13 protein-coding genes are annotated in these 14,038 nt (G+C 73.5%); 9 read left to right on the forward strand and 4 right to left on the reverse strand.

From position 1 onward, the window contains the following. Positions 1 to 7 precede the first annotated feature (7 nt). On the reverse strand, positions 8 to 928 hold the full coding sequence (dapA, locus tag ACFVIU_RS16450) for a 4-hydroxy-tetrahydrodipicolinate synthase (RefSeq protein WP_385843158.1): 921 nt from the start codon (positions 926 to 928) through the stop codon (positions 8 to 10). Between the two features lie 156 nt (positions 929 to 1,084). Here dapA and ACFVIU_RS16455 point away from each other — a divergent pair, with 156 nt between their 5' ends. The 3 genes from ACFVIU_RS16455 to ACFVIU_RS16465 all read left to right on the forward strand — a co-directional run bounded on the left by ACFVIU_RS16455 (position 1,085) and on the right by ACFVIU_RS16465 (position 2,587). Continuing rightward, positions 1,085 to 1,240: a hypothetical protein gene (locus ACFVIU_RS16455; RefSeq protein ID WP_385843160.1), complete on the forward strand. Its 156-nt coding sequence runs from the start codon at positions 1,085 to 1,087 to the stop codon at positions 1,238 to 1,240. Continuing rightward, on the forward strand, positions 1,237 to 1,932 hold the full coding sequence (locus ACFVIU_RS16460; RefSeq protein WP_385843161.1) for a hypothetical protein: 696 nt from the start codon (positions 1,237 to 1,239) through the stop codon (positions 1,930 to 1,932). Before ACFVIU_RS16455 ends, ACFVIU_RS16460 begins: the two co-directional genes overlap by 4 nt. Before the next feature lie 127 nt (positions 1,933 to 2,059). Further along, a complete protein-coding gene (locus ACFVIU_RS16465; protein WP_385843162.1) occupies positions 2,060 to 2,587 on the forward strand; it encodes a DUF3618 domain-containing protein in 528 nt (175 codons plus the stop codon). A gap of 276 nt (positions 2,588 to 2,863) precedes the next feature. On the opposite strand, the gene ACFVIU_RS16470 is transcribed toward ACFVIU_RS16465, so the two are convergent. Then, a complete protein-coding gene (locus ACFVIU_RS16470; RefSeq protein ID WP_385843163.1) occupies positions 2,864 to 4,690 on the reverse strand; it encodes an endonuclease/exonuclease/phosphatase family protein in 1,827 nt (608 codons plus the stop codon). A gap of 265 nt (positions 4,691 to 4,955) precedes the next feature. Between ACFVIU_RS16470 and ACFVIU_RS16475 the strand changes: the two genes are divergently transcribed. The 3 genes from ACFVIU_RS16475 (at position 4,956) to ACFVIU_RS16485 (ending at position 8,645) form a co-directional block, all read left to right on the forward strand. After that, positions 4,956 to 6,383: a hypothetical protein gene (locus tag ACFVIU_RS16475; RefSeq protein ID WP_385843164.1), complete on the forward strand. Its 1,428-nt coding sequence runs from the start codon at positions 4,956 to 4,958 to the stop codon at positions 6,381 to 6,383. Positions 6,384 to 6,568: 185 nt separating this feature from the next. Next, on the forward strand, positions 6,569 to 7,993 hold the full coding sequence (locus ACFVIU_RS16480; RefSeq protein ID WP_385843165.1) for an alkaline phosphatase PhoX: 1,425 nt from the start codon (positions 6,569 to 6,571) through the stop codon (positions 7,991 to 7,993). An 85-nt stretch (positions 7,994 to 8,078) separates the two neighbouring features. After that, the gene (locus tag ACFVIU_RS16485; protein ID WP_385843166.1) at positions 8,079 to 8,645 is read left to right on the forward strand and encodes a TetR/AcrR family transcriptional regulator; all 567 of its coding nucleotides are present in this window, start codon (positions 8,079 to 8,081) and stop codon (positions 8,643 to 8,645) included. A gap of 46 nt (positions 8,646 to 8,691) precedes the next feature. On the opposite strand, the gene ACFVIU_RS16490 is transcribed toward ACFVIU_RS16485, so the two are convergent. Together ACFVIU_RS16490 and ACFVIU_RS16495 are read right to left on the reverse strand one after the other, a co-directional pair. Beyond that, positions 8,692 to 9,846, reverse strand: coding sequence for a TerD family protein (locus ACFVIU_RS16490; protein WP_385843168.1), 1,155 nt, complete (start codon positions 9,844 to 9,846; stop codon positions 8,692 to 8,694). A 69-nt stretch (positions 9,847 to 9,915) separates the two neighbouring features. Then, entirely contained in the window at positions 9,916 to 10,725 is an 810-nt protein-coding gene (locus ACFVIU_RS16495) for an NAD-dependent epimerase/dehydratase family protein (RefSeq protein WP_385843169.1), read from the reverse strand. Positions 10,726 to 10,966: 241 nt separating this feature from the next. Between ACFVIU_RS16495 and ACFVIU_RS16500 the strand changes: the two genes are divergently transcribed. From ACFVIU_RS16500 to ACFVIU_RS16510, 3 genes are all read left to right on the forward strand, one after another. Further along, positions 10,967 to 11,908 (forward strand): 5-dehydro-4-deoxyglucarate dehydratase, encoded by a 942-nt coding sequence (locus ACFVIU_RS16500; RefSeq protein ID WP_385843170.1) that lies wholly within the window; start codon positions 10,967 to 10,969, stop codon positions 11,906 to 11,908. Continuing rightward, entirely contained in the window at positions 11,905 to 13,068 is a 1,164-nt protein-coding gene (locus tag ACFVIU_RS16505; RefSeq protein WP_385843171.1) for a hypothetical protein, read from the forward strand. The genes ACFVIU_RS16500 and ACFVIU_RS16505 overlap by 4 nt, the downstream gene beginning before the upstream one ends. Before the next feature lie 98 nt (positions 13,069 to 13,166). Next, positions 13,167 to 13,919 (forward strand): MBL fold metallo-hydrolase, encoded by a 753-nt coding sequence (locus tag ACFVIU_RS16510; protein ID WP_385843172.1) that lies wholly within the window; start codon positions 13,167 to 13,169, stop codon positions 13,917 to 13,919. Positions 13,920 to 14,038 lie beyond the last annotated feature (119 nt).

A 14,038-nucleotide genomic window follows, 5' to 3' on the forward strand; every position in this document is an offset into this window, starting at 1 on the left:
GCGCCGATCACAGCGCCGGCAGCTCCCGGTGGTGGGCCAGCAGCCCGTCGGCCGTCTCCGGGCCGGCGGGCAGCAGCGGGGCGCGCACCGGCCCCGCGGGCAGTCCCAGGCGGCCCAGCAGCGCCTTGGCGGTGACCGTGCCGGGCAGACCCGCGGCCATCATCGCCTCGATCAGCGGGGTGGCCGCCAGCTGGAGGTCCCGCGCCCGGGCGGTGTCGCCCGCGTCGAAGGCGTCCAGGATCGCGGCGACATGGCCCGGCGCGGCGTTGGCGACCGTGCTCACACAGCCGGCCGCGCCGATCGCGTACAGCGCCAGGATGTGCTCGTCGCAGCCGGCGTAGTAGGCCAGGTCCGTCCGGGCCAGCACCTGCTGGGTGCCGAGGAAGTCGTACGAGCAGTCCTTCACGGCCACGATCCGGGGGTGCGCGGCGAGGCCGGTCATTGTGTCCGGTTCGATCCGGGTGCCGGTGCGGCCCGGGATGTCGTAGAGCATCACCGGCACCTCGCTCGCGTCGGCGACCGCCAGGAAGTGCGCGGCCACCGCGTCCTGCGGGGGTCTGCTGTAGTACGGCGTCACCACCAGCACCCCGTCGGCCCCCGCTCGGCCGGCCGCCAGCGCCAGCTCGACCGTGTGCCGGGTGTCGGCGCTGCCCACCCCCGCGACCAGCGCGGCCCGGTCGCCGACCGCCTCCCGTACGGCCGCGACCAGCCGCGTCTTCTCCTCGTCCGTGGTGGTCGGCGACTCGCCGGTGGTGCCGCTCAGCACCAGGCCGTCGCAGCCCGCCGCCACCAGCCGGACGGCCAGGCTTCGGGCTCCGTCGAGGTCGAGCGCCCCGGTCTCGGTGAAGGGGGTGATCATCGCGCACAGGGTGCGGCCGAAGGGCGGGGGCGTGCGGGTGCTCGTGGTCGTGGTCATGGTCATGGTCATGAAGGCAGTCTCGGCACCGAGAGAATAAAGCTCCACTTAAATCTTCTACGGGTTGTAGATAAGCACTGCTAAGGAGACGCAAGGTCCTATGTCCAACCCGCCACCTCATGGGTCACTATGGCCGGAGGGTCACCGACGTCACCCATGGGAGGCACCATGAAGCTCGGCAAGGCACTGGCCACCGGAGTCGCCGAGGAGCGGACCCCGCTCCCCGAGGAGACGGCCCCGCAGACCACCGGCGAGAGCGCCGGTGAGACCGTCCGCACCGAACCGGCCGCGCCGGCCCGCGAAGAGGTCCCGGCCGCCCGATGAGACTGCGGCTCCCGGCGGAACGCCCGACGGAGCCGCCGACCGGCTACAAGATCGCCCACCCGGTGCTGTCCCAGGACGGCACCCGGGCCGGGTTCACCGGAGTGTCGCTCGGCGGTGCGCTGCCGTACGCCGTGCTCGCCGACGCCTCCTGTGTCTACGGCCGCAGACACCGCCCGCCCGCGCGGCGGTGCGACTGCGGCTTCCACTGCCTCCACGACCGTACGGCCGCCGAGGCCCTGCTGTGTACGACCGAGCACCGCACGGCGCTCCTGCTGGAGGTCGCCGTGCTCGGCGCCTACATCCGCTTCGAGCGCGGCTTCCGCTACGCCCGGCAGCGGGTGCGCACCGCCACCGCGGGCCCCTGCGGCTGCGGCGCCGTGGCCGTCGCGCTCGCCGACGCCGACTGGGGGCGGCCCGGCTGGCGGGCCCTGGTCCCGGTCTGCGCGGGCTGCGCGGGCGGCCGTACCGCCGTCTCGCTCCCGGGCTTCGCCCGGCTGGCCGGATCGGGGCTGCGGGTGTCGGCACAGGGCGGCGGTACGGCGGTCCCGGCGGCGGAGCCGGGCGGCGCGGCCGAGCCGGGCGTGCCGGAACTCGTCGCCGAGGCCGCCCTGTTGCAGGCGCGGCTCGACTGGTTCCAGACCCAGCTCGCCCGGCTCGCGGAACGCGGCCCGGGCGGCCTTGGCCGGGGCTGACGGCCTCCGGCCGGGGTACCCGATGTCCGTACGGACGGAAGGGAGGCGGTCACCGAGGAGGAGTCGGCCGCCAGCGCTCTGCCGCGGCGCCGGCCCCCGCGGAGGCTCTCAGGGAAAGGGCACATCGATGACGCACAAGTTCCCGCACGGCTCGGGTGCCAAGGGCCCCGACGAACTGCGGCGGCAGATGGAGCAGGCCAGGCATCAACTCGGCGACACCGTCGACCGGTTGATGGGCCGGACCGAGGTCGGGGGCCGGGCCCGGGCCCGGGCTGCCGATCTGCGGGACAAGGCAGGCGCCATGACCGTCCAGCTGCGCATGAGCGCCGCCCAGGCCGGACACGGCATGCAGGACCGGGCGGTGAAGGCCGGGCACGGCGCCCAGGAACGGATGGCGAAGGCCGGGCACGGCGCCCAGGAGCGGATGATGAAGGCCGGGCATCTCGCCCGGGAGCAGGCCGGCCGCGGCGGACACGCCCTTCAGGAACGGACGCTGCACACCGCGCACGACATCGAGCACGACGTGCGGGTGCCGCGGCCGGTGCGCTCCATGGTGGGCGCCGCGCTGCGGAACCCGCGGCCGGTGCTGATCGCCGGGGCGGCGGCCGCCTCCGTCGTCGCGGCTGCCGTGATCTGGCGCCGGATGGACCAGTGACCGTGTGATCCGGTGCCGGATGGACCGGCGACCGCGATCTCGCACCGGGTCGACCGGCGGTCATGAGCCGGCGGGGGGGGGGGGGGGCGCCCCCGGCCGGCCGCGCCCCCCCCCGGCACGTACGGACGACCCCCCCCCCCCCTCGCCCCGCCCCGGTCGCCCCCGGGGGTCCCGGCGGGGGGGGCCCGCCCCCCCCCGCGCCGCCGCCCCCCCCCCGCCACCTGTCAGGAACGGACGCCCCGCCGTCCGATCACGGACGGACGCCCTGCCACCTCATCACGGACGGAACCGCAGCACCTGCGGGTCGTGGTCGCTGATCTGGTCGTTGAACTCGGCGTTGACGTGCACGCTGTCGTAGTCGAGGTCGCAGCCGCGCCGGATCGCCGGGCTGACCAGGATCTGGTCCAGCACCTGCTCGTTGCCCTGGTAGTCGTAGGTGTACCGCTCGCTCCGCGGCAGCGACTTGATCGCCGACCACAGCTCGCCGTCACCCTCCAGGATCTTCGCGGTCTCGGAGAACTCGAAGTCGTTCATGTCGCCGAGCGCGACGACGTTCGCGTTCTTCTGGACGGCCAGGATGTCCTTGACGAACGCGTTGACCTCGGTGGCCTGCGCGTGCCGCTGTATCTCCGAGCTGCGCGTCGGCGGCTGGTACTGGGAGGTCAGCCCCTGGTCGCCGCCCTTGGAGGTGAGGTGGTTGGCGATCACGAAGACCGTCTTGCCGCGGAAGACGAACTCGCCGGCCAGCGGCTTGCGGCTGTCCTTCCAGGCCGCGTTCGCCGGGTCGATCCGGCCCGGCGAGGCGGTCAGCTCGGCCTTGCCGTTCACCTTGGTGACGCCCACCGCGGTGGTGGAGTCGCCGCCCGGCCGGTCCACGAAGGACACCCGCTCCGGGTTGAACAGGAACACCTGGCGGATGTTGCCGCCGGGCTGGCCGCCGTCCTGGTCGTTGACCGGGTCGATCGAGCGCCAGTCGTACTTCGGGCCGCCGGCCGCCACGATCGCGTCGATCAGCTTGTTCACCGTCGCGCTCGCGTCGACCGTGCCGTCGTCGGTGACGCCGTTGTCGTCCTGGATCTCCTCCAGGGACACGATGTCCGGCGACTGGAGGTTGTTCACGATCGCGGCGGCGTGTGCGGCGAAGGTGGTGTCGGACGGGTCGAGGTTCTCGACGTTGTACGTCGCCAGCGCCAGCTCGCGGCGGGACTGCTTGCGGGTCGTCTCGCGCTCCAGGCCGCCGCTCTCCAGCGTGCCGAGCTGGTTGGCCACCAGGGTGTAGCCGCCGAACTGGTTGAAGTCCAGCGGGCCGGTGGTGGTGCCCTCCAGGGTGTCGCCGACGTTGGCCTTCGGGAAGGAGGCGGTCGGGCCCAGGGTCTGGATCTGGAGCCGGCCGGTGTTCTGCGAGTCGTAGGAGCCGTAGACCGTGCCCCCGCGGCTGCTCGTGTGCTCGTCCGGCTTCACCGTGACCCACAGCTCGCTGTACGGGTCGGTGGCGCCGACCACGCGGGCATCGGTGACCTGGACGTTCATGCCCTCCAGGGACTCGTAGGCGTCCAGGGCGTACGCCGACGGGTCCAGGGTCAGGCCGTTGATCGAGCCGCCGGCCGCGGGGTCGCCCTCGGGGGCGTACACGTCCGGGACCGAGTCCTCGTCGAGCACGACCGGCGCCGGGACCGCGTTGCCCTTGGAGACGGTGGTGACGGCCGGCTTGGTGATCTCCGTGACCGACTGGTTGCCGGACGAGGTGCCGCCCGGGGTGAACTCGGAGACCGTGCCGGTCACCGTCACCGAGTCGCCCACGGCCACCTTCGGCGCGGAGCTGGTGAAGACGAACACGCCCTCGCTGGTGCGCGGGTCGTCGTCCGCGTTCGGGTCCTGCATCCAGAAGCCCTTGGAGGAACCGTAGGCGCGCGTGGCCGTGACGATGCCCGGCACGTTCGTCACCTGCTGTCCGGCGTACGGCGAGATCCGGGTGGTGCCCTGGATGTCGTGGATGCGCACGGAGTCGGCGTGCGCCGGGGAGGTGAGGACGACGGCGGACGCGGCGCTGCACACAGCGGCGACGGTGAGCGCGGCGAGGCGCGCGGAAGACCTGCTCGGCAAGGGTTCCCTCCGGGGACGTGACGATGCGCCGGGACGAGGGTGGAACGGGAGCGTGCGGGGCTCGTCGCCCTCTGTGACACGCGTAGAGCCGAGTGAACAGTTGTCCCCCGAACCTCTACGCGCGTCAATCTCCTGCCTGGCACGGGTAGTTGTCAAGGTTTCAGCCATGTACGGCGGCCGACGGGGAGATGAACCGGGCGGCATGGGTGGAAATCCGTCTAGGCTGAGCGGCTGAGTCCTTTCACGGTCCGAGGAGAACCAGCCGATGTCAGACAGCTCCCCCCTGCCGCCCGTACGGCTGCACCCCGAACCGGAGCTGGCGCGCGCCGCGCTGTCCACGCCCCTGCTCTCCCGGGCCGCCCGTCTCGCCCGCTGGGCCGGGCCCGACACCCGGGTGGACGTCGGCGGGGGACTGGTGGAGGAGCAGCTTCCGGCCGCCGCCGAACTGCTCGGGCTGTCCGGTGACGACGCCGCCGCGTACGCCAGCGAGGCCTGGCGGGTCGCGGTGGACGCCGGGCTGGTGGAGATCGTGGACGAGGCGGCCGGCACCGTCCGGGCCGGCGAGGATCTGAAGCTGCTCACCGGGGGCTCCCCGGCCGATGTGCTCACCGTGTGGCTGGCCGCGCTGGAGACCGTGCTCGCCGACGCGAGCGTGCCGGACCTGGACGGTCTGGTCGACGCCATGGAGGAGGGCGGCGAGGTCGATTTCTCGTCACTCGACTGGGACCCGGAGGCCGAGGCGGAGTTCCTCGACGGCGTCCTCGGCAACCTCTATCTGCTGACCGTCAGTGAGGACGGCCCCGGCGAGGGTCCCGTCCCGCTGCCCGCGCTCGCCGCCTCCATGATCGTGCCCGACGACATGGGCGAGCCCACCAACGACGTCCTGGAGCAGGTCTCCGACGCGATGATGCGGCTCGACGACCAGTTCCGGATGCTGGAGCCGGTCGGGCTCGTGGAGTACCGGCCGGTGGACGAGGAGCTGATGGCCGACGCCGACGAGGAGCCCGCCGTACCGGTGGGGGAGGACGACGTCGCGCGGTACGGCATGGTCCGCCTGACCCCGCTCGGCGCCTACGGTCTGCGGGCCCGGCTGCTGGAGGCCGGCTTCGACGCGCCGGCCGTCGGTGAACTCGCCGACAAGGGCGCCGACGTGCTGCTCGACGGCACCGCGCGGTTCGGGCAGTCCGCCGCCCGGGCCGAGACCGAGCAGTGGCTGGAACTGCGGGAACCGCTCGTCGCCGCCCGTGAGTTGCTGTCCGCCGCGCGCGGTGCGGATCCGGGCGCGCCGCTGCGCCGGCTGCGCTGCCAGCAGGCCCTGTCCCTGGTCGGCGCGGAGGCCGAGCCCGCGCTGCGCGAGGTGCTGGACGACCCGGAGCTGGGCGGTCTGGCCCGGGTGTGGCTGAGCGAGCGGGGCGCCGCACAGGTGCCCGCGCCCTCCGAGGACCTGGTGTTCTGGCTGACCATCGACACCGTGGCGGCGCAGCTCCAGGCCGAGGGCAACTCCGAGGAACTGCGGGCGCTGGTGGCCGGACTGGCCTCGCAGCACAGCGGGTTCTTCGCGACGGCGTGGCGGGTGGACCACCCGGCGACGGCCGATGTGCTGGAGGCGATGGGCCGGCTGCACCCGGACAAGAAGGTGGCGAAGGAGGCGCGGAAGGCCGCGTTCAAGGCCCGTTCGCAGCAGGCGGGCTGAGCCCACGGGGGCCACCGGGGTCCACGCAGCGGAAAAGGAAGTCATGGGGCCGTGCATACGGTTTCTTGAACAAGGACCGCTGAAGTACCCCCGTGTTCAGCCGGTGTTCAGACGTGGGCGGGAGCGTGTGCGGCGCACCGAGGTCCGCCACCCTCCACGGCACTCCCACCGTCTCAGGAGACACCATGTCGCTCACCCGCAGGGACTTCGCCAGAACCTCAGCGCTCAGCGGTGCCGGGATCGCCCTGGCGGGCAGCGTCGGCGCCCTGGCCAGCGCGCCCGGCGCCCTCGCCGCCACGGAGTCCGGACACGGCGGCCCGGGCGGGGTCGGCTACGGCCCGCTGCTCCCCGACCCCGAGGGCATCCTCGCCCTGCCCGCGGGCTTCTCCTACCGGGTCGTCACCTACAGCGGCAGGACCCGGCTGGAGTCCGGCGAGTTCACCCCGTCGAACCACGACGGCACCGCCGCCTTCGACGGCCCGCGGGGCGCCACCCTGCTCGTCAACAACCACGAGCTGAAGGGCCCGCGCTCCGCCTGGGCGCACCCGGTCCCGCTCGTCGAGGGCCTGGTCTACGACCCCGCCGCCGCCGGTGGCTGCACGGTCGTCGAGGTCCGCCGCGATCAGGTGGCGGAGTGGGTGGGCATCGCCGGCACCTCCACCAACTGCGCCGGCGGCAGGACACCTTGGGGCACCTGGCTGACCTGCGAGGAGACCGAGGACAAGGCCGGCCAGAACGGCATGACCAAGGACCACGGCTATGTCTTCGAGGTCGACCCCGCCGACCGCCGGGCGGGCCGCGACCCCCAGCCGGTCAAGGCGCTCGGCCGGTACGCCCACGAAGCCGTCGTGGTGGACCCCCGGCGCGGCCATCTGTACCTGACCGAGGACGCCGCCGGCCCCAACGGCCTGCTGTACCGCTGGACCCCGCCGGAGGGCTTCCGGCACGGCCGGGGCAGGCTGCGCACCCTCGCCGACGACGCCGGTGTGCTCCAGGCCTTCCGCTGCTTCGACTCCGGCGGCCGCTACGTGGACGACCTGTCCCGCGCCACCAGGACCGGCACCGTCTACGGCGTGGACTGGGTGGACGTCCCCGACCGTGACGCCCGCAGCGTGTCGGTGCGCAAGCAGTTCACCGACGGCCAGGTCACCCGCGCCCGCAAGCTGGAGGGCATGTGGTGGGGCGACGGCGGCGCCTACATCGTCTCGTCCTACGCCCGCGCGGAGAGCCCGGTCCAGCACGACGGCCAGGTCTGGTTCTACGACCCCCGGCGCCGCACCCTCACCCTGAAGGTCCTCCTCGGGGTGAACCCGGACCCGGCCGCGGACGGCGCCTTCGACGGCCCGGACAACATCACCGTCTCGCCGTACGGCGGACTGGTCATCGCCGAGGACGGCGAGGGCGTCCAGCATCTGTTCGGCGCCACCGACAGCGGCCGTACGTACCCGATCGCCCGCAACGAGCTGAACATCGGCACGGCCGAGGAGCCCGAGTACAGCGAGTTCACCGGCGTCACCTTCTCGCCCGACGGCAGCACCCTGTTCGCCAACATCCAGGAGCCCGGGATCATGCTCGCCATCACCGGGCCGTGGAGGCGGCAGCAGCGGTAACCGCTCCCCGCACCGCCGGCCGCGGCCCCCGGGCGCCCTTTGTGGCTAGCATGCGCAGAGGGCCACGGCGGCAAGGAGTGGGTGGATGACGCAGATCAGGCCCATGCGCGCGGACGCTCGGCGCAACTACGAGCGGCTGCTGAGGGTGGCGGCGGAGGCCTTCGCCGAGCATGGGGAGAACGCGTCGCTGGATGACATCGCCAAGCGGGCGGGCGTCGGCTCGGGGACGCTCTACCGGCACTTCCCGACCCGGCAGGCGCTGTTGCAGGCGGCGTACGTCGACCGGATCGAGGCGCTGGGCCGGCGGGCCGACGAGCTGGCGCAGGAGCTGCCGCCGGGCGAGGCGCTGCTGGAGTGGCTGCACGAGCTGTGCGTCGCCACCATCCAGGTGCGCGGCATGCGGGCCCTGCTGGGCTCGGCGGTCACGGACGGCGGCCCGGCCGCGGTGACGCCGTGCGGTACGGCGGTGCAGGGCGCCGCGACCCGCCTGGTGGCGGCGGCCCGGGCGGAGGGTGCCCTGCGGGCCGACCTGGAACCGATCGAGCTGCTGCGGCTGGCCCACGGGGTCGCCACGGCCTCCGAGCTGGCGGGCGGGCAGGGGCGGCAGCTCGGGCGGTATCTGTCGCTGCTGGTGGAGGGGTTGCGGCCGTAGCGCAGCGGTCACGCCGGTCGCTGCCGCACCCCTCCCGTGGGGCGGGCTACAACGCCCGCGCCCCCGGCTCCACCATGGTCCGCACCGTCCGGGACGCCACGAACTCGCCCAGCGCGGTCATGTCCCACTCCCCGGAGAGCTGGCGGACCAGCTTGGCCATCATCACGCCCGTGTGCGGCTCGGCGTGGGTGAGGTCGAAGCGGACCAGCTCCTCACCGGTCGAGGCGTCGAGCAGCCGGCAGTAGGCCTTGGCGACGTCCGTGAACTTCTGGCCGGAGAAGGAGTTCACCGTGAAGACCAGGCCGGTGACCTGCTGGGGGAGCCGGCCGAGGTCGACCGTGATCACCTCGTCGTCGCCCGCGCCCTCGCCGGTGAGGTTGTCCCCGGAGTGGCTGATCGCGCCGTCCAGGACGGTCAGCTTGCCGAAGTAGCAGCTGTCCACATGGTCGCGCTGCGGGCCGTAGGCGATGACCGAGGCGTCCAGGTCGATGTCACTGCCGTGGAACGCGGGCTCCCAGCCGAGGCCCATCTGCACCCGGGACAGCAGCGGGCGGCCGCCCTTGACCAGCGACACCGTCTGGTTCTTCTGGAGGCTGACCCGGCCCTTGTCCAGGTTGACCTTCCCGGCACCGGGGGCGGGGGCGGCCGGGGCCGCGGGAGCTGCCGGTGCGGGGGCGGCCGGGGTGGCCGGGGTCGCAGGGGCTGCCGGTTCCTCCACCGTCACCCCGAAGTCGGTGGCGATGCCGGCCAGGCCGTCGGCGTATCCCTGACCGACCGCGCGGGCCTTCCAGCCGCCGCCCCGGCGGTAGAGCTCCACCACGACCAGCGCGGTCTCGGTGCCGAGCCGGGGCGGGGTGAACGTGGCCAGCACCGCGCCGGTGTCCGCGTCGTGGAGGGTGGCCGTCGGCTCGATGCCCTGGAAGGTCTGCCCGGCGGCGTCCGGGCTGGCCGTGACCACGATCTTCTCGATGTCCGGCGGGACCGCGCCGGTGTCGACCGTGATCGCGTCCGGCCCGGCACCGCCGCCGGACCGGTAGGTCACGCCGGGCCCGGCCGGCTGGTTGTAGAAGATGAAGTCGTCGTCCGAACGCACCTTGCCGTCGGCGGTGAGCAGCAGGCCCGACACGTCGAGCCGCACCGGGGCGGTGACGTCCACCGTCACGCGGGCGGCCGGCAGAGGGATGTTCGAGCCTGGGGTCATAGCTGTCATGCCGGGTGAACGAACGAGCCCGCTTTACCGTTCCCTTACCCGGCGGATCCGGCCCGCGGCTCAGTACGGCCAGATGGGCGGGTCGGTGACGAAGTGCCCGCCCAGGTTCCGGTGGGCCGGGTTGTCCGGGTCCAGCTCGCCCTGTTCGGCGATCAGCTTCTCGGCGTACGGCTCGGAGTCGTCCCGGGGTTCGTAGCCGAGCGCCCGCGCGCTGCCGAGGTCCCACCACAGGCGGGTGTTGGCGGAGGAGCCGTAGACCACGGTGTGGCCGACCTGCTCGGCGGTCAGGGCCGCGTGGAAGAGCCGGGCGCCGTCGGCCGGGCTCATCCACACCGAGAGCATGCGCACGGTGGTCGGCTCCGGGAAGCAGGAGCCGATGCGCACCGAGACGGTCTCCAGGCCGTGCTTGTCCCAGTAGAGCTGGGCCAGGTCCTCGCCGAAGGCCTTCGACAGGCCGTAGAAGGTGTCCGGGCGGTGCGGGGTGTCCACCGGGATCGGCGGCTCGCCCGCGCGCGGGGCCGGGGTGTACCCGACGGCGTGGTTGGAGGAGGCGAAGACGATCCGGCGCACGCCCTCCTGGCGGGCGGCCTCGTAGAGGTGGTACGTGCCCTCGATGTTCGACCGGAGGATCTTGTCGAAGGGGGCTTCCAGGGAGATGCCCGCGAGATGGAGGACCGCGTCCACGCCCCGCACCGCCTCGCGCACCGCCGCCGGGTCGGTGAGGTCGCCGGTGATCGCGTCCGGCGCGTCCTCGATGGGGCGCACGTCGAACAGGCGCAGGGTGTAGCCGTACTCCGGCAGCAGGGACCGCATCAGGGTGCCGAGCCCGCCGGCGGCACCGGTGAGCAGAACGGTACGGGGAGCGGGCATCCTCGGTCTCCTTGGCCTCCAGGGCCGTCTCCTCGACACCGACGGCCGCATGCGTGGACAGAATTCACATGCGTGGACACGCTAGGGAGCGCCCGCATGCCCCGTCAAGTGTGCCGTGACAGGGGCAAATCCGCTGCCGGGATGCCCGTTCGGGTGCTTGACCGGCTCCCTGGTGGGCCCTTAGCGTGAGATCGTTCAGAAATATAGACGACGATCAGAAACATGCACACAGGGAGCGCCCGTGACGCCTGCCCCGCTCGCCGCCCGGCTCCGCGACCCCCGCGGGCCGCTCTTCTTCCCCGTCACGGCCTACGGCTCCGACGGCTCGCCCGACCTCGACGCCTACCGCGCGCATGTGCGCCGGGGCATCGACGCGGGCGCGGCCGCCGTGTTCGCCTGCTGCGGCACCGGCGAGTTCCACGCGCTGCTGCCGGAGGAGTTCGAGGACTGCGTCCGGGCGGCCGTGGAGGCGGCCGAGGGCCGGGTCCCGGTCGTCGCCGGCGCCGGGTACGGCACCGCGCTCGCCGTCCGCTACGCCCGCCTCGCCGAGCGGGCGGGCGCCGACGGGCTGCTCGCCCTGCCGCCGTACCTGGTCGTCGCCGGACAGGAGGGCCTGCTGCGGCACTACCGGGAGATCGCCGCCGCCACCCCGCTGCCGGTCGTCGTCTACCAGCGCGACAACGCGGTCTTCACCCCGGACACCGTGGTCGCACTCGCCCGCACCGAGGGGATCATCGGCCTCAAGGACGGCCTCGGCGACCTGGACCTCATGCAGCGGATCGTCAGCGCCGTCCGCACCGAGGTCCCCGGCGACTTCCTCTACTTCAACGGCCTGCCCACCGCCGAGCAGACCCAGCTCGCCTACCGCGCCCTCGGCATCACCCTCTACTCCTCGGCGGTGTTCTGCTTCGCCCCGGAACTCGCCCTCGCCTACCACCGGGCGCTGGAAGCGGGCGACGAGACCACGGTCCGCCGCCTCCTGGACGGCTTCTACCGCCCGTTCGTGGAGCTGCGCGCACAGGGCCGCGGCTATGCCGTCTCCCTGGTCAAGGCGGGGGTACGGCTGCGCGGTCTGGACGTCGGCGAGGTCCGTCCGCCCCTGCACGAACCGGCGGACGAGCACGTCAAGCAGCTCGCCCGGCTGATCGAGCGGGGGTACGCGCTGCTGGAGGAGGGCGCGTGAAGGCGTCGGCGTTCCTCTACCCCTGGGACGTCAACGGGGACCCCGGGGCCCCCGCGCGCATCGCCGCACTCGGTGTCGAGCAGGTGACCCTCGCCGCCGCCTACCACTCCACCCGCGCGCTGACCCCCCGCCATCCGCAGCACCGCATCGTCACCGCCGAGCACGCGGCCGTCCTCTACCCGCCGGACGGCCGCTGGACCGGCCGCGCCCTCAGGCCGTACCCGGCCGGCCGCTGGGCCCCCGGCGACGCCTACGGCGAGGCGGCCGAGGCGCTCGCGGCGGCGGGCCTGGAGGTGCACAGCTGGGTGGTGCTCGCCCACAACTCCCGCCTGGGCGCCGAACACCCCCACACCTCCGTGCGGAACGCCTACGGCGACCGCTACCCCTGGGCGCCCTGCATCGCCCAGCCCGCCACGCGCGCGTACCTGACCGACCTCGCCGCCGAGGCCGCCGTACGCCCCGGGGCGCGCGGCACCGAACTCGAGTCCCTCGGCTGGTACGGACTCCAGCATCTGCACGCCCACGACAAGACCTCCGGCGTGGCCCTCGGGGACGCCGGGCAGTACCTGATGTCCCTGTGCTTCTGCCCCGCCTGTGCGGCCGGCTACGGCGAACACGGCCTGGACGCCGAGGAGCTGGCACGGGCCGTACGGTCCGCGCTGGAGCCGCTGTGGCGTGGCACGGCGGACGACGAGGGCTGGCCCACGGTCGGCAAGCTGCTCGGCGAGGAGACGGCGGCCGCCACGCGCGCGTGGCGCGAGACGGCGGCCCGCACCCTCCAGGAGGCGGCCGTCACCGCCGTCCGCGCCGCCGCACCCCCCGCCTTCCAGGTCCTGCTCCACGCCGACCCGGTCTCCTACCACTGCGGCGCCAACCCGGGCGTCGATCCCGCCCACATCCTCTCCGTCGCCGACGGCGTGGTCGTGCCGTGCACGGGCGGTACGGCCCTGCTGGCGCCGTTCGCCGGGCACGCCCGCGACACCAGCGTGCTGGCCGCCAACCTCACCGTCGTCTCCGGCATGGGCGGCAGCCCCCGCACCCTCGCGGCGGACGCGGCCCGCGCGCGCGACGAGGGCGCGACGGAACTGCGGCTGTACCACGCCGGACTGGCGTCGGACGCGGACCTGGCGGCGGTACGGGAGGCACTCGCCGCACGCTGACGATCCGAGGGTGGCCATCGTCCGGATCCGCACCGGGTTCGCAGGTCCGTGCCGGGTTCGGTCGGGAGCCCGGTGCGAGGCGTCGTACGCTCCCTGTCATGCCCCTCACGCTCACCGTCCTCGGCACCGCCTCCCCGCACCCGGGCCCCGACCGGCCCTGCTCCGGATACCTGCTGTCCGGCGGGGGCGCCGAGGTGTGGGTGGACGCGGGTCCCGGTACCTTCGCCGCGTTGCAGCGGCACACGGATCCCGCGCGGCTCACCGCGATCTGGATCTCCCACCTGCACGCCGACCACAGCGCCGACCTGCTGTCCGCCGCCTACGCCTTCGCCTTCGGCGGGATGGCCCCGGCCGCGCCCATCCCGCTCTACGCCCCGCAGGACTGCGCCCAGCGGCTGGCCGGCTTCCTCGGCCGGCCGGACACGGGCTTCCTCAAGGATGTCTTCGACTTCCGCCCCCTGTACGACGGCCATGACGTCCGGCACTGGAACCTCCGCCTGACCGCCCGTGCCGTCGCCCACGACACCGAGGCCTACGGACTGCGCGCCGAGTGCCAGGGCAGCGTGCTCGCCTACTCCGGGGACAGCGGGCCCTGTGTCGCGCTCACCGAACTCGCCGCCCGCGCCGACCTGTTCCTGTGCGAGGCCGACCTCGACACGCGTCGCGAAGGCGAACAGGTGCATCTGACGCCGGAGGACGCCGGCCGGATCGCCCGGGAGGCCCATGTGCGCGAGCTGCTCATCACCCACGTCGGTCCCGGGCTGAGCCGCGAGGCGGCCACCGCACGCGCCGCCGCCGTCGCCGGCCGGCCCACCGGCACCGCCCGGGAGGGCGAGTCGCGCACCGTCTGAACCCCCGCCCGACTTCTTTTGTCAGAAGCGTTGACGAACTCCCGGCCCTCTCCTACCTTCGTCGCGTCGTACTTCATACGTCATATATGAGACGCGATATGTGAGATCTGAGAGGGCCG

It is taken from the genome of Streptomyces sp. NPDC127190 (assembly GCF_042672505.1).
GTDB lineage: Bacteria > Actinomycetota > Actinomycetes > Streptomycetales > Streptomycetaceae > Streptomyces.